Source organism: Enterobacter cloacae complex sp. IR5458, from assembly GCF_049238025.1.
In the GTDB taxonomy this organism is placed as follows: domain Bacteria; phylum Pseudomonadota; class Gammaproteobacteria; order Enterobacterales; family Enterobacteriaceae; genus Enterobacter; species Enterobacter kobei.
In genome coordinates, this window is sequence record NZ_JBMKIF010000005.1 from 36,533 (window position 1) to 52,436 (window position 15,904).

Sequence of the window (15,904 nt, forward strand, 5' to 3'; positions counted from 1 at the left end):
CAACGCAAGTTGCTGTTTTTGATGTTTGTACCCTCTCCCTGTGGGAGAGGGCAAGGGTGAGGGCACCAGACCGCAGCGACCCTTTATTCACCCCACCGCAAACTCCCTGTCCAGCCTGCTATACCCCAGCCCATTAATCTTCTTCACCTTAATCTGCACCGGTATGCGCTCTTTCATCGCCTCGACGTGGCTAATGACGCCGATGGTTTTCCCGGTAGCGTTCAGCGCGTCGAGCGCATCCAGTGCGGTATCCAGCGTTTCACTGTCGAGGGTGCCGAATCCTTCATCCAGGAACAGCGAATCGATTCGCGTTTTGTGGCTCACCAGATCGGAAAGCGCCAGCGCCAGCGCCAGGCTGACCAGGAAGCTCTCGCCGCCAGAGAGCGTGCGTGTATCGCGTACGGCATCCGCCTGCCAGGTGTCGACTACTTCCAGCTCCAGCGCATCGCTGGCTTTGCGCTGGAGCAGATAACGCCCGTGCAGGCGATTTAGCTGCTGGTTAGCAAGCCAGACGAGATTATCCAGCGTCAGCCCCTGAGCGAACTTACGGAACTTATCGCCGGTACTGGAGCCGATCAGCGCGTTCAGATAGCCCCAGTCGTCGGCCTGACGCGCGGCCTCTTCAATTTGCTGCATCAACGTCAGCTGATGCTGACGGTTGTCGCTGTCCTGCTTGAGCTGCTGGCGGATCTCGCCCTGATGCGTGGTGTTCTCGCGAAGCTGTTGCGCCAGCTGCTGCAGCTGGATTTGCAAAGTGGATGCATCGGCCTCGAGACCTTCCGGGCGCAGCGCAACATGCGCCTGTAGCTGCTGGTTCGCCTGGCCGGATAGCGCCGTGGCCTGCTGTATCTGGTTTTCCAACGACTGCTTCAGCTGTTCGAGGCCACGGAGGGTGTCATCATCCAGCAGAGCGGCAATGAACGCCTCCCTGTCGGCAAAACAGCTGGCAGAGAGCGCCGCGGAGAATTGGGTCTGCGACTGTTGCAGGCGCTCTTGCTCCAGCGCCTCCTGTTGCTGCTGGGCGGTAAGCTGGCTTTGCAGCGATACGCATTCATCGTGAATGGCGCGCCAGCCATCAGGAATGGCCGGTTCGGTCTCTTCGGTGTGGGTTGCCGGAAGTGTGTCGAGCAACGGCTTCAGAGCGTTGCTGCGTTCCACAAGCACGCCGTGCTGCGTTTGTTTTTCCTGCCACTGCGCGAATTCTCCTTCGCGGGCGTGCAGCCAGGCGGCTTCGTTCCCCTCTTCGGGAACGCTAAGCGACAGCGTGAGCAGGGTGTGTTCCAGCGTCTGGCGTGTCGCCGTCAGCTGCTGCTGATACTGGCGCGCCTGCGCTTCCTGTTCGTTCAGCTGGTTTTGCAGGGTAAGACGCTGGCTGAGCTGATAAAGCTGGCGCTCATAGTGTTCCTGCTCGTTTATCCATGGCGCGATATCTTCCTGAATATTCAATGTGATATTCAGGGACACGCAGATCTCAAGCCACTCTTTAGTGAGTGCTTGCTCTTCCTCAGACAGGGTCTGCACGTCGCCCGTCTCGCGCTGAATCTGCTGAGCCAGAGCATTAATCTGCCCCAGCACCAGCAGGCCTTCTTCTTTTAGCGCGGCCACCTCTTTTTCCAGCGCATCACGGCGGCGCTGGTTATCCGTCAACTCAAGCGATTGATATTGCTCAATGGCGGGATGCTCGCAGGAACCGCACAGGGGACAAGGTTTGCCTGCCTCAAGCTGTGAACGATAGCTTTCCAGATCTTTAATTGTCGCTTCACGCTCGCACAGGGCCTTCAGATCCAGATAGTGCTGGTGTTTCTCTTTGTACTGCTGGCGGCGCAGCGTCAACGTTTCATTAAGTTTGCTCTGCTCCGCCTGGGCTTTCTGTACGCTTTCATTGCTCTGGCGCAGGCGCTTTTGCAGCGGCTGATAGCGAGCATGTAGCGACGTCAGCCGCTGGCGCTGCGTGCGTGACCGGGACTGCTGCTCCATTGCCACGTTGACCTCATCCGCCGTCAGCGTGAGCGTATTTTCCGGCATGTCAGTCAGCTTGTTACGTAACTCAGTCATCCGCGCAGCGTGCGTGGCCAACTGGTTTTTATCGCGGTTAAGCTGTGAGAAGAGCGCGCGCCATCCGGCAATCTCCTGACCCAGCAGGCGATAACGCTCGTGCTCCGCCAGCCACTGCGCCAGCGCCGTCAGTTCAGTATGAAGCTCGGCGTGGGTACGCAGGGCAGTATTACGGATCCGCGCGCGCAGCGCGGTTTTGGCTTGTAAGCGAGTATTTACTTCAATAATTCGCTGCTGGGTTTGCGTCAGACGCGCGGTTTGCTCCTGCTGGTGCGCCCAGAGCGGACGAAGCTGGGCGGCGGGCTGCGCAAGCTGGAGCTTTGCCAGCTCAGGCGCAGCGTCCGTCAGAGCCTGTTGTGCCTGCTGCTGCAATGCGGTGATGCGTTGTTGCTCGCGCACAAGCTCATCATGACGGGTAAGCCACTGAAAATGTTTCTGCTGGTTTTGCTGCTGTGCCAGCAACGTTTTCTCTTCGTCAGTAAGTGCCTGCAAACTTTGCTGTAATTGCTGCTGCTGTTCTTCACTCAGCAGCACGACGCCCGCTGCCTGCGCCTCGCACTTTTCCAGCAGGCTGCGGGCGGCTTTGTGTTTTTCAAACACCATGGCGGAAATCTGGCCGTAGATTTCGGTGCCGGTCAGCTCTTCCAGCAGCTCTGCGCGATCGCTCGGTTTGGCATTCAGGAAGGCGGCAAATTGCCCCTGTGAGAGCAACATTGAACGGGTAAAGCGGCCATAGTCCAGACCGGTGAGCGCGGCGGTTTGCTCCAGCTTGTCCGTGACTTTATCGGCGAGGATTTTGCCATCTTCGCAGCGGGCCAGCTCCACGCGCGGCGCCTGCAGGTTGCCGTCCGGCTGGTTGCGTGCCCGGTTCTGGCTCCAGAAGGCGCGGTAGGCGATGCCTTTTACCTCAAACTCCACTTCCGCCAGACACTCGGCGGTATCTCGCGTCATCAGGTCGTTTTGTGCCTGGGAAACCTTACTCAGGCGCGGCGTTTCGTGATAAAGCGCCAGACAGATGGCGTCGAGCAGGGTGGTTTTACCTGCGCCTGTGGCGCCGGTAATGGCAAACAGCCCGTTGCTGGCAAAGGGTTCAGCGGTAAAGTCAATTTTCCACTCGCCCTTGAGGGAGTTGAGATTTTTCAGACGCAGGCTCAAAATTTTCATGCGTTTTCTTCCTCGTCATTGAGGGCATGCAGGGTATGGGTGAACAGTTCGCTGAGTCTTTCGCGCTTCGCGTCGTCAATATCCTCCTGCAAGAGCCTGCGCTCAAACACCTCTTCTACCCGCAACTCGCTGAGCGTTTCCCGCTGGGCGCTTAACAGAATTTTCTCGCGCTGCTCGCGGCTGCGGCGCACCAGTAAGACCTCTACCGGCAAGTCTTCCGTCAGCGCCTGGATTTTTCGCTGCATATCATGCAGGTAGTCATCCGTAGTGATTTCGATATCCAGCCAGACGGGGGGATTAAGCGCGGTGCCGCGCCACTGTTCAAGCTGAGCGGTGATGGCCTCCAGATCGCCTTTCAGCACCGCCAGCGGCTGGGTGACCGGCACCTCCAGCGTCTCGACGGCACTGAGTTTGCCCTCGCTGAAGCTCACCAGATGCACGGATTTGGCTTTGCCGGTTTCATCGAAACTGAGCGAAATAGGGGATCCGCAGTAGCGAATATGCTCGCAGCCGCCGATAACCTGGGCGCGGTGAATATGCCCGAGCGCAATGTAGTCCGCAGGCGGGAAGTTCTGCGCCGGAAAGGCGTCCAGCGTGCCGATATAGATGTCACGCACGGCGTCACTTTTACTGGCCCCAACGGTGGTGAGATGCCCGGTCGCAATCACCGGTATCGGCTGTTCGCCACGCAGGTTGCAGGCATCCGCGTGCTGCTGGTGATAATAGTCGGTGATGGCCCGTAATAAATGTTGCTGCTTTTCCGTGCCCGACAGTCCCGCCTGACTTTGTACGATATCGCGCGGGCGTAAAAAGGGGATCGGGCACAGCACTGCCCCCGGCGTACCGTCGCGTTTTTTCAGGATCTGCGGGACATGCCCGGCGCTGGCGACGACGGTAGTATTGAGAAACGCCAGAATGTCGCGGGATTCATTGAGCGTTGCCACGGAGTCATGGTTACCGGCGACTATCACCAGATGACAGCCGGTCTGCTGCAAGTTCACCACGAAGCGGTTATACAGCTCGCGCGCATAGCTGGGGGGCGACCCCGTATCAAAGATGTCACCCGCGACAATAATCGCATCGACCTCGAGGGCCTGCGCCGTCTCCAGCAGCCAGTTCAGGAACGCTTCATGTTCAGCCGCACGGCTTTTGCTGTAAAAATTTTGACCGAGATGCCAGTCCGAGGTGTGAAGTATGCGCATAGCGGTTCCGTGGCAAAAATGAGAAAGCAGGATTATAAACGTTCAGAGAAGGGAAAATAACCGCTGTAATAAAACAACGGTTTGCCCGCTACCGTGGTAATGTTTTTCATAAATCTGTCATAAATCTGACGCATAATGGCGCCGAATTACAAACGTGTAACTTAATAAGATAAGACAGGGCAAAGTATGGCGAGACGTATTCTGGTCGTAGAAGATGAAGCTCCAATTCGTGAAATGGTGTGCTTCGTGCTCGAGCAAAATGGCTTCCAGCCGGTTGAAGCGGAAGATTATGACAGCGCAGTGAACCAGCTGAATGAACCCTGGCCCGATCTGATTCTGCTGGACTGGATGTTGCCTGGCGGCTCCGGACTGCAGTTTATCAAACACCTGAAGCGTGAGGCACTGACCCGCGACATCCCGGTTGTCATGCTCACGGCGCGCGGAGAGGAAGAGGATCGCGTGCGCGGACTAGAAACCGGCGCGGACGATTACATCACTAAACCGTTCTCCCCAAAAGAGCTGGTCGCCCGCATTAAAGCCGTGATGCGCCGTATTTCACCGATGGCGGTGGAAGAGGTGATAGAGATGCAGGGACTCAGCCTTGACCCTACCTCGCACCGCGTGATGACCGGCGAAAACCCCCTCGATATGGGCCCTACCGAATTTAAACTCCTGCACTTCTTTATGACTCACCCGGAACGCGTATACAGCCGCGAGCAGTTGCTGAATAACGTCTGGGGAACTAACGTGTATGTCGAAGACCGGACGGTTGACGTACATATTCGCCGCCTGCGAAAAGCGCTGGAACTGAGCGGCCACGATCGCATGGTACAGACGGTCCGCGGCACGGGTTATCGTTTTTCGACCCGTTTCTGAACAATGACAGGAGTGTGACGCGTGCTGGAACGTCTGTCATGGAAAAGGCTCGTCTTTGAACTGATCTTATGCTGTATTCCTGCCTTCATTCTTGGGGCCTTTCTCGGACATCTGCCGTGGTTTCTGCTGGCGTCGGTCACCGGGCTGCTGATCTGGCATTTCTGGAACCTGCTGCGCCTCTCCTGGTGGCTGTGGGTTGACCGCAGTATGACCCCACCGCCGGGCAGCGGCAGCTGGGAGCCCCTGCTGTACGGCCTGCACCAGATGCAGATGCGTAATAAAAAGCGCCGTCGCGAGCTGGGAAGCCTGATTAAGCGTTTTCGCAGCGGGGCGGAGTCGTTGCCGGATGCGGTCATCCTGACCACTGAAGAAGGCACCATCTTCTGGTGTAACGGCCTGGCGCAACAGCTGCTGGGCCTTCGCTGGCCGGACGATAACGGTCAGAACATCCTTAACCTTTTACGCTATCCCGAATTCACGCTGTATCTGAAAAAGCGTGATTTTACCCGCCCGCACAATCTGAAGCTCAACAATGGTCGCCATCTGGAAATCCGCGTGATGCCTTACAGCGATAAGCAGTGGCTGATGGTGGCGCGCGATGTCACCCAAATGCACCAGCTTGAGGGCGCGCGCCGTAATTTCTTTGCGAACGTCAGCCACGAACTGCGTACACCGTTGACCGTGCTTCAGGGCTATCTGGAGATGATGCAGGAGCAAACGCTGGAAGGTGCGCCGCGTGAAAAAGCGCTGCATACCATGCGCGAGCAAACGCATCGCATGGAAGGGCTGGTGAAGCAACTGCTCACGCTCTCGAAGATTGAAGCGGCGCCTACGCTTGCGCTGAATGACACGATAGATGTGCCGATGATGCTGCGGGTCGTGGAGCGTGAAGCGCAGACGTTAAGCCACAAAAAGCATCACCTGACCTTCGAGGTCGACAGCACGCTAAAGGTGCTGGGCAGTGAGGATGAGCTTCGTAGCGCCATATCTAACCTGGTGTACAACGCAGTGAACCATACGCCGGAAGGAACGGATATTATGGTGCGCTGGAACCGTACCCCTACGGGCGCCGAGTTTAGCGTGGAAGATAACGGGCCGGGGATCGCACCGGAGCATATCCCGCGTCTGACCGAACGCTTTTACCGCGTGGATAAAGCGCGGTCGCGGCAAACAGGGGGGAGCGGCCTGGGGCTGGCGATTGTGAAGCACGCGGTAAATCACCACGAAAGCCGACTTGATATTCAGAGTACGCTGGGGAAAGGAACCCGCTTCAGTTTCGTTATTCCGGAACGATTAATTGCCAAAAAGACCGCCTGAGGGCAGGTGTGTCATTTTCCCTTTCCACGGGTCAGCGTCTGCTGGCCCGTTTGCTTTGCAGTCAAGCGAAACGCGGATGAATAATATACGGCTGGGTGTTTTTTGTTCGCATGATTAGCCATGAGTTTTTCCTGTAAATAGCGTATTGTGCTGGTGTGTATTTTCATGCTGGCATATTGTTCTGGTTTTGAGATCCCACCTTGCCTTTAAACGTTATAAGCGTTTAAATTGCCCCCCAGATACTGTCAGACCGACTGTATTTGCGTGGTAAATCGAAAAACTATTCTTCTCCACGCCAGGACGGGAGCATTTCCCGCTGAAATTGAGCAATTTTTCGGCTGTATCGTCCCGTCAGGGAAAACGAAAATCTCAATGTTTTCAACACCACATCCACAGGCAGTAAGGTTTTATGACCCATCACTTAAAATCGCGTGACATCATCGCGCTGGGCTTTATGACATTTGCGCTGTTCGTTGGCGCAGGCAACATTATTTTCCCTCCAATGGTTGGCTTACAGGCGGGTGAACACGTCTGGACCGCTGCGTTTGGTTTCCTGATTACTGCCGTGGGTCTACCGGTACTGACCGTCGTCGCGCTGGCGAAAGTCGGTGGCGGCGTGGACAGCCTCAGCACGCCGATTGGCAAAGTCGCAGGTGTTCTGCTGGCCACCGTCTGCTATCTGGCCGTGGGCCCGCTGTTTGCCACCCCGCGCACGGCGACCGTTTCCTTTGAAGTGGGGATTGCTCCGCTGACCGGCGACGGCCCGATGCCGCTGTTTATCTACAGCCTGGTCTACTTCGCGATTGTCATTCTGGTCTCCCTCTATCCGGGCAAACTGCTGGATACCGTGGGTAACTTCCTGGCACCGCTGAAAATCATCGCCCTGATCGTTCTCGCCGTGGCCGCTATCATCTGGCCAGCAGGCCCGATCAGCGACGCAATGGACGCCTATAAAAACGCCGCGTTCTCTAACGGTTTTGTGAACGGCTACCTGACGATGGATACGCTGGGCGCAATGGTGTTTGGTATTGTTATCGTTAACGCCGCGCGTTCCCGCGGTGTGACCGAAGCGCGTCTGCTGACCCGCTATACCATCTGGGCTGGCCTGATGGCTGGTGTGGGTCTGACGCTGCTGTATCTGGCGCTGTTCCGCCTGGGCTCTGATAGCGCCATGCTGGTTGATCAGAATGCGAACGGTGCGGCTATTCTGCACGCTTACGTCCAGCACACCTTCGGTGGTGCGGGCAGTATGCTGCTGGCGGCGCTGATTTTCCTGGCGTGTCTGGTGACCGCAGTGGGCCTGACCTGCGCCTGTGCTGAGTTCTTTGCGCAGTATCTGCCGCTCTCTTACCGCACCCTGGTGTTTATCCTCGGTATCTTCTCCATGGCGGTGTCCAACCTCGGTCTGAGCCACCTGATTCAGGTCTCTATTCCGGTGCTGACGGCCATCTATCCGCCGTGCATCGTGCTGGTGGTGCTGAGCTTCACCCGTCCGTGGTGGAATAACTCCTCACGAATTATTGCGCCAGCCATGTTTATCAGCCTGATTTTTGGTATCCTTGACGGGATTAAAGCATCAGCGTTCGCCGCGATTCTGCCCGCCTGGACACAGCGTCTGCCGCTGTCCGAGCAGGGCCTGGCCTGGCTGATGCCTACCGTTGTTGCACTGGTTCTGGCGATTATCTGGGACCGTGCTGCAGGGCGCCAGGTTGCATCTAACGCCCATTAATCAACGGCAACAAACTGTTTAACCACGGGGCTTAAGGCCCCGTGGTTTTTTGTTTTTTCGTGTTGAATGGCAAGATTTTAATGGAAAGCACTAACAAACTTAAACGTGGTCTCAGCACACGCCACATCCGCTTTATGGCGCTGGGCTCTGCGATTGGTACCGGTCTTTTTTATGGCTCGGCAGATGCCATCAAAATGGCCGGTCCAAGCGTTCTGCTGGCCTACATCATCGGCGGCGTGGCGGCGTATATCATCATGCGCGCCCTCGGAGAGATGTCGGTTCACAATCCTTCTGCCAGTTCGTTCTCGCGCTATGCGCAGGAAAACCTCGGACCGCTGGCCGGGTTTATCACTGGCTGGACCTACTGCTTTGAAATTTTGATTGTGGCCATTGCCGATGTGACGGCGTTTGGTATCTATATGGGCGTCTGGTTCCCGACGGTGCCGCACTGGATCTGGGTGCTGAGCGTGGTGCTGCTCATCTGCGCCGTCAACCTGATGAGCGTGAAGGTGTTCGGCGAACTTGAGTTCTGGTTCTCCTTCTTCAAGGTCGCCACCATTATCATCATGATTGTGGCCGGTTTTGGCATCATCCTCTGGGGGATTGGCAACGGCGGTCAGCCGACCGGGATCCATAACCTCTGGAGCAACGGGGGCTTCTTCAGCAACGGCTGGCTCGGGATGGTGATGTCGCTGCAGATGGTGATGTTCGCCTACGGCGGTATTGAAATTATTGGTATCACCGCCGGGGAAGCGAAAGACCCTGAGAAATCCATTCCACGTGCCATCAACTCCGTGCCGATGCGTATTCTGGTGTTCTATGTGGGCACGCTGTTCGTGATTATGTCCATCTACCCGTGGAACCAGGTCGGTACCAACGGTAGCCCGTTTGTGCTGACCTTCCAGCATATGGGCATTGCGTTTGCTGCCAGCATTCTGAACTTCGTGGTGCTGACCGCGTCGCTTTCCGCGATCAACAGTGACGTCTTTGGCGTGGGCCGTATGCTACACGGCATGGCGGAGCAGGGCAGTGCGCCGAAGGTGTTCGCTAAAACCTCCCGCCGCGGCACGCCGTGGGTGACGGTGGTGGTCATGACCGTTGCGCTGCTGTTCTCGGTTTACCTGAACTACATCATGCCGGAGAACGTCTTCCTGGTGATTGCGTCGCTGGCGACCTTCGCGACCGTGTGGGTGTGGATCATGATCCTGCTGTCGCAGATTGCGTTCCGCCGTCGCCTGTCGCCGGAAGAGGCGAAAGCGCTGAAGTTTAAAGTCCCGGGTGGCGTTGCAACAACCGTCGTCGGGCTGATCTTCCTGGTGTTTATCATTGGCCTGATTGGCTACCATCCGGATACCCGTATTTCCCTCTACGTGGGCTGTGCGTGGATCGTCCTGCTGCTGGTGGGCTGGGTGTTTAAATGCCGCCGCGATCGCCAACTGGCAGAAGCGCAGTAATTTTTTTATTCCCTCTCCCTGTGGGAGAGGGTTAGGGTGAGGGCATCAGGCCGCACTGATCCCTCCTCCCCCGTCCTCCTCCCCCAATAAATCACGTCATGGTGAGCTATCCTTAACCACCCTGTGGCAAGGTGACGTCAATTTCATCAAAGGGGATTCGTGATGTTAAATGCCTGGCACCTTCCGGTTGCCCCATTTGTTAAGCAAAACAAAGACAACCTTGTGATTACGCTCTGGCTGGCGGGGGAAAATCAGCCTGAACGCGTGACGCTCCGCGCCGAAATTGATAATGAAGAGACCGGGCTGAAAATGCACAAGCTGCGCAGCCAGCCGCAGCCGGGGATCACCGCCTGGCGGGCGAATATCGATTTGCGTAGCGGGCAGCCGCGCCGCCGTTATAGCTTCAAGCTGCTGTGGAACCATCGTCAGCTGTGGTTTACCCCGCAGGGGTTTAGCCGGTTCCCGCTCGCACGGCTGGAACAGTTTGCCGTTGATTATCCGGATAGCGGACCGCAGTGGGTTAACGATCAGGTCTTTTACCAGATTTTCCCGGACCGCTTTGCGCGTAGCGAAAAACGCACTGCCGACCAGGATAAGGTCTATCACCACCACGCGGCGGGCCACGACATTATCCTGAAAAAATGGGATGAGCCGGTGACGGCGCAGGCGGGCGGCTCGACGTTTTACGGCGGCGATCTCGACGGCATCAGCGAAAAGCTGCCGTACCTGAAAAAACTGGGCGTGACGGCGCTGTACCTCAACCCGGTGTTTAAAGCCCCGAGCGTACATAAATACGATACACAGGATTATCGCCACGTTGACGCGCAGTTTGGCGGGGACGAGGCACTGCTGCGCCTGCGAGAGAACACCCTTAAGGAAGGCATGCGCCTGATTCTGGACGGCGTGTTTAACCACAGCGGAGATTCGCACGCCTGGTTTGACCGTCATAACCAGTCGATGGGCGGAGCATGTCATAACCCGGACTCGCCGCAGCGTGACTGGTACAGCTTTAATGAGGAGGGGCGTGCCCTGGACTGGCTGGGCTACCCCAGTCTGCCGAAGCTGGATTTCCAGTCATCAACGCTGGTTAATGAGATTTACGGCGGCGAAGACAGCATCGTCCGCCACTGGCTGAACGCCCCGTGGAATATGGACGGCTGGCGTCTGGACGTCGTACATATGCTGGGTGAAGCGGGAGGGGCGCGAAATAACCTGCAGCACGTCGGTGGGATCACGCGCTCGGCAAAAGCGGCCCGGCCTGAAGCGTTCGTGTTTGGCGAACACTTTGGCGACGCGCGGCAGTGGCTGCAAAACGATGCCGAAGATGCGGCGATGAACTATCGCGGTTTTACCTTCCCGCTATGGGGTTTCCTGGCGAATACCGATATCTCCTACGATCCGAACCACATTGACGCCGAAACCTGCGCAGCGTGGATGGATAACTACCGCGCCGGGCTGTCTCATCAGCAGCAGCTGAGGATGTTTAACCAGCTTGATAGTCACGATACCGCACGCTTTAAATCCCTGCTCGGCAAGGATGTGGCACGTCTGCCGCTGGCGGTCACCTGGCTCTTCACCTGGCCGGGCGTACCGTGTATCTACTACGGAGACGAAGTGGGACTGGACGGCAACAACGATCCGTACTGTCGCAAAACCTTCCCGTGGGCGCCAGAAAAACAGGACAAGGTGCTGTTCAGCCTCTATCAGCGGCTGGCGAAGCTGCGTAAACAGAGTCTAGCCCTGCGCTACGGCGGCTGCCAGGTGGTGTATGCCCACGATAACGTGGTGGTCTTTGTCCGCGTCTATAACCAGCAGCGCGTACTGGTGGCTATCAACCGGGGCGAGGCTTGTGAAGTGGTGCTGGATGATTCCCCGCTGTTGAAGGTGGCTACGTGGAAGAATAAAGAGGGCAAGGCGACGATTCAGGACGGCGTGCTGGCGCTGCCGGCGATATCCGCGACGATCTGGGTCGGCAGCTAACGCGACGGTAAATGTTTCCACCTTTAAGATGGCGCAAATGCAACGATTTGTGTCAATCTTAACGAATAGTTTACGGTGAAGGTGGAAACATGGACGAGCTCTACATCCTTGGCTGTTTGTTACTGGTTTTTGCGCTGGTGGTTGCGCCCGTGCTTGCGGTTATTGGCTTTAATCGGAGCACGGCGGCGCGGCAGGAGATCGCCAGGCTTCGCCAGCGCATTGAAGCGCTTGAGCAGCGTGGTGCCGCTGAGATAGCGTCGGAGACGGCGCAGACCGCCGCGCCGGTGGTTGTGACCGCGCCAGTGGTTGAGCACACTCCCGCACCTGTCGACCCCTGGCGTCCGGACGCCAGCGTGCCCAGGGCAGAACCCGCTCCCGTTTCCGCTCCTGCCCCTGCGGCAAAACAGCCATCCGTCTTTGGCGGCATACTGACGTCGCTGGTGCGCTGGTTTATGCAGGGAAATCCGCTGGCGAAGCTGGGGATCCTGCTGCTTTTCCTCGGTCTCTCTTTCCTGCTGCGCTATACCGTCGAACATTCCCTGTTCCCGCTTGAGTTGCGCCTGGTGGCGACGGCGCTGTTTGCCATCGTTCTGCTGGCGATTGGCTGGCGACTGCGGCATAAGCAGCCGGTTTATGCGCTTATCTTACAGGGTGGGGCGACGGGCATTCTTTACCTGACGGTCTTTGGTGCCTTCCGGCTCTGGCAAATGTTGCCGATGACGCTGGCTTTTGCGCTGCTGGTAGCGATTTGCGCCGCGAGCGTCGGGCTGGCCGTGCTGCAAAAGGCCTTGAGCCTGGCCATGCTGGCGAGCCTCGGCGGGTATCTGGCACCGCTGCTCCTGTCTACCGGAGGCGGCAACTTTGTGGCGCTGTTCTCTTTCTATCTCCTGCTTTCCATCGGTATTCTCGCCATCAGCATCTGGCAGCACTGGCGCGAGCTCAATCTGCTCGGTCTGCTTTTTACGTTTGGCGTGGGCGGCCTCTGGGGGCTGAACGACTATCAACCTGAACACTATTGGGTGTGCCAGCTGTTCCTGATTGCCAATACGCTGATATTCGGCGTGCTGTGCGTGGCGCTGTCGCTGCGGGCGCAGGAAAAAGGGAAACAGATTATTGACGGCGTACTGCTGTTTGCTCCGCCGCTGATTGGCTTCGGGATGCAGTACGGCATGACCCGGCACTGGGAATATGGCCCGGCGCTGAGCGCGCTCGGATATGGGGCATTTTATCTTACCATTGCGTTCCTCGCGCTGCGGCGCTATCCGTCTATCGGACGACCACTGGTCATGGCGGCGCTGGCCATCGGCGGCGGGTTCGCTACGCTCTCCATTCCGCTGGCGCTCTCGGCGCGCTGGACGGCGATGGCCTGGGCGCTGGAGGGGCTGGGTATCCTCTGGCTGGGCATGCAGCAGAACCAGCGTCGTATGAGCTATAGCGGGACGGCGCTGCTGGTGCTGGCACTCGGCAGCGCGCTGTGGGCGCAAATGGACGGCGTGACGTCGCTGAGCCTTCTCCTTATCTTCGCCATCCTCAGCCTTTGCTGGCTGGCTGGGGCGTGGCTATGGCGCAAAAGTGTTCTGCCGGTCAGTTGGGCGTTGTTGGCAGGCGGCCTGTTGTTCTGGATCGTGGCGCTATTGGGGGCCTCGCAACGGGTGCTGAAACAAGAATTACCTGTTCTGGCAGGCGTGCTGGCGCTCTCGGCCGTCTCGGTCTGGGGCTGGCGCCAGGCTGCCGCTCGTCTGGCGTGGCGGGAGCTGGATGCCAGCAAATGGCTGCTGTGGCCACTGATGCTGGTGATGGTGGTTTACCAGCTTTTGCATCAGCAGATCGTTGCCGCTGGCTGGTCAAATCTGGCCTGGTGCATTGCACTTCCTGCCGCACTGATGCTGCTGCGACGTGACGGTGAAAGACTGCTGCCGCGCATCGCGATGGGGCTGCACCTGACGCTTTGCTGGATGATTTTACTGGCGCTGGCGGCTGAGCTTTACTGGTTTGCTCGCGCGCTACCGTGGGGCATGGCGGCGTGGGGCAGTGGACTGGCGATGGCGGCTGGGGGCGGCGTGATTCTGGCGCTTTCCGCGGCGGTGCGTCGCCGCGCGTGGCCGTTCGGGGAGTGGCCTACGCTCTATACCTGCCTGGCGCCGATCCCTGTCGTCGTGGCGCTGCTGGTGCTGCTGGTCGTGACCAATTTCCAGGACGGCGTCGTTTACCGGCAAACCTGGCTGCCGCTGGTGAACCCGCTTGAGGAAGGCGCGGCATTCGCGCTGCTGGGGCTGGTGGTCTTTTATCGGGCAGTGGATCGCTACTATCCCGCGTTGCTTGCTCAGGCTCGCCCGTGGCCTGCCGTTGCTATCATGGCGTTTGGCTTCTGGTGGCTTAACGGGGCGCTGATGCGCGCCCTGGCCTGGTATGGGGATGTGGCCTGGAATATGGCGTCGCTGTGGGATTCGCGGCTTATCCAGACCACGTTTGCCCTGTTCTGGATGCTGATCGCGCTGGTGGTCATGGTCCATGCTACCCGCCTGGCCTCCCGCCAGGAGTGGCTCTGCGGGGCCGCCTTGCTAGGGGTCGTGATGGTTAAACTGATGCTGGTGGACAGCGCAGGCGGAGGCGGCCTGTCCCGTGCCGTGGCATTTATCGGCGTGGCGATACTGGTCCTGATCGTGGGGTATTTCTCGCCACTACCGCCTAAAACTGGAGATGAAAAATGAAATGGATGAAAGCGGTAGTCTGTACCACGCTGCTGGCGCTATCGGGCATGGCGTTCTGCGACGAGATACAAACGGAATCGCCGCGGGATTATGCCTTTGGTCGTTCACTGGAAACGTCGGTTCCTTCCCAGTGGTATCGGGTATTGCTGCCGCTCGCCGTCTATGAACAGAGCACCTCCCCGAATCTGGACGATGTCCGCGTCTTTAATCAGTCGGGTGAGCCGGTTCCCTTCAGCCTGGTCACCGCGACGCGCCCGCAGGTGGTGGCGCAATCCACGGCGCTGCGTCTTTTTCCTCTGGACGCCTCACCGCTTGCCGCGGCGCCAGATGCCGGTGATAGCAATAAGATCCTGCTCCGTTCCGGAAATGGCGTTGAGATTGTGCTCGAAGGGCAGAAAGCTGCCGTGGCCGGGCAACATTATCTGCTGACCTTGCCAGAGCAGGCGACGGGTGAGATGGCTATATCCCAGCTGCAGCTGCTCTGGAATCCCCCTCAGACGTCGTGGCAGGGAACGGCGTCGGTCTATTACAGCGAGGATTTGAAGCGCTGGTATACCCTACGCGAGGATATGCCCTTGCTGGACGTCGTCAGTGGCCAGGATCGCCTTAAGCTCGATCGGATCGATACCGATACGGTTTTATCTCCTGATGCGAATCGCTATCTCATGGTGGTGCTGAATACGCAGAGCCAGGGCATGACCTTGACCGGCGTAAACGCGATTAGCGCCCCTGCGCAGATGGCTCCGGAAGCGATCGACCTGGAGGGGGAAGGGGAACAGCTATCGACAAGCGAAGCGCAGTGGCACTGGGCGCACCCGCAGCCATTGAGCGCGGTCAGCTTCTTGCTGAATGGCGACGGCGTTCTGCCCGTGGAGATCGCGTGGCGAAGTACGGAAAAAGACACATGGCACCCCCTGAAAAAAGAGGTTCTTTACCGCCTGGAGGGCAAAACGTCTGCGCCGGTTTCGCTTAACGGAGAGCGGATCCAGGCGGTAAAAATCACGACGCTGAATGCGCGTCTGCCTGAATACCTTCCGAACGTCATAGGGCATCGCGACCGCGTTGATCTGGTGTTTAACGCGCAGGGGAAAGCACCGTACGTGCTCGCCTGGGGAAACGGGGCGGCAAAACCAGCAAACCTGGAACCTGACATGCTGATCCCCGCCGACCTGCGCAAAACCTATGATATGGCGAATCTGCCGCAGGCCGATATTGTGGATGATGTCGCGTTGGGTGGTGAGGCGCGTTTAACCGCCACTTCTGCGGGCGAGCAGGAGAGCCGGAGGAACGCGCTGCTGGTGTGGAGCGTGCTGATTGTGGGCGTGATCCTGCTGGCGCTTATGGCCTGGCGCATCTGGCGAGAGACGCAGCGTAAAGCATAAAAAAAGGCCCGCATGTGCGGGCCTTATTCGTAAA

Annotated in this window: 9 protein-coding genes; 7 read left to right on the plus strand and 2 right to left on the minus strand. The window is 58.1% G+C overall.

All coding sequences use genetic code 11. The features are described 5' to 3' along the window. Nucleotides 1-87 precede the first annotated feature (87 nt). Nucleotides 88-3,219, minus strand: coding sequence for an exonuclease subunit SbcC (gene sbcC / locus ACOTYN_RS05500; protein ID WP_332956776.1), 3,132 nt, complete (start codon nt 3,217-3,219; stop codon nt 88-90). Further along, a complete protein-coding gene (sbcD, locus tag ACOTYN_RS05505; RefSeq protein WP_332956774.1) occupies nt 3,216-4,421 on the minus strand; it encodes an exonuclease subunit SbcD in 1,206 nt (401 codons plus the stop codon). Before sbcD ends, sbcC begins: the two co-directional genes overlap by 4 nt. Nucleotides 4,422-4,607: 186 nt before the next feature. On the opposite strand from sbcD, the gene phoB reads away from it, so the two are divergent. The 7 genes from phoB to ACOTYN_RS05540 all read left to right on the plus strand — a co-directional run bounded on the left by phoB (nt 4,608) and on the right by ACOTYN_RS05540 (nt 15,870). Next, nucleotides 4,608-5,297 (plus strand): phosphate response regulator transcription factor PhoB, encoded by a 690-nt coding sequence (gene phoB, locus ACOTYN_RS05510; RefSeq protein WP_008503265.1) that lies wholly within the window; start codon nt 4,608-4,610, stop codon nt 5,295-5,297. Nucleotides 5,298-5,318: 21 nt separating this feature from the next. Continuing rightward, nucleotides 5,319-6,614, plus strand: a complete 1,296-nt coding sequence (gene phoR, locus ACOTYN_RS05515; RefSeq protein ID WP_045134710.1) for a phosphate regulon sensor histidine kinase PhoR — start codon at nt 5,319-5,321, stop codon at nt 6,612-6,614. A gap of 409 nt (nt 6,615-7,023) precedes the next feature. Next, the gene (brnQ, locus tag ACOTYN_RS05520; RefSeq protein WP_014882744.1) at nt 7,024-8,343 is read left to right on the plus strand and encodes a branched-chain amino acid transporter carrier protein BrnQ; all 1,320 of its coding nucleotides are present in this window, start codon (nt 7,024-7,026) and stop codon (nt 8,341-8,343) included. 80 nt (nt 8,344-8,423) lie between these two features. After that, on the plus strand, nt 8,424-9,797 hold the full coding sequence (gene proY, locus ACOTYN_RS05525; protein WP_014882745.1) for a proline-specific permease ProY: 1,374 nt from the start codon (nt 8,424-8,426) through the stop codon (nt 9,795-9,797). A gap of 162 nt (nt 9,798-9,959) precedes the next feature. Further along, nucleotides 9,960-11,777, plus strand: a complete 1,818-nt coding sequence (gene malZ / locus ACOTYN_RS05530) for a maltodextrin glucosidase (protein WP_332956771.1) — start codon at nt 9,960-9,962, stop codon at nt 11,775-11,777. A gap of 89 nt (nt 11,778-11,866) precedes the next feature. Next, the gene (locus ACOTYN_RS05535) at nt 11,867-14,488 is read left to right on the plus strand and encodes a DUF2339 domain-containing protein (protein ID WP_332956769.1); all 2,622 of its coding nucleotides are present in this window, start codon (nt 11,867-11,869) and stop codon (nt 14,486-14,488) included. Next, nucleotides 14,485-15,870, plus strand: a complete 1,386-nt coding sequence (locus ACOTYN_RS05540; protein WP_071922542.1) for a DUF3999 family protein — start codon at nt 14,485-14,487, stop codon at nt 15,868-15,870. The genes ACOTYN_RS05535 and ACOTYN_RS05540 overlap by 4 nt, the downstream gene beginning before the upstream one ends. The last annotated feature ends 34 nt before the right edge of the window (nt 15,871-15,904 follow it).

Excerpts from the sequence above, each read along its gene's own strand:
- ACOTYN_RS05540 (WP_071922542.1), top strand. The coding sequence starts at position 14,485 with ATGAAATGGATGAAAGCGGTAGTCTGTACCACGCTGCTGGCGCTATCG.
- phoB (WP_008503265.1), top strand. The coding sequence starts at position 4,608 with ATGGCGAGACGTATTCTGGTCGTAGAAGATGAAGCTCCAATTCGTGAA.
- proY (WP_014882745.1), top strand. The coding sequence starts at position 8,424 with ATGGAAAGCACTAACAAACTTAAACGTGGTCTCAGCACACGCCACATC.
- ACOTYN_RS05535 (WP_332956769.1), top strand. The coding sequence starts at position 11,867 with ATGGACGAGCTCTACATCCTTGGCTGTTTGTTACTGGTTTTTGCGCTG.
- sbcC (WP_332956776.1), bottom strand. The coding sequence starts at position 3,219 with ATGAAAATTTTGAGCCTGCGTCTGAAAAATCTCAACTCCCTCAAGGGC.
- malZ (WP_332956771.1), top strand. The coding sequence starts at position 9,960 with ATGTTAAATGCCTGGCACCTTCCGGTTGCCCCATTTGTTAAGCAAAAC.
- brnQ (WP_014882744.1), top strand. The coding sequence starts at position 7,024 with ATGACCCATCACTTAAAATCGCGTGACATCATCGCGCTGGGCTTTATG.
- sbcD (WP_332956774.1), bottom strand. The coding sequence starts at position 4,421 with ATGCGCATACTTCACACCTCGGACTGGCATCTCGGTCAAAATTTTTAC.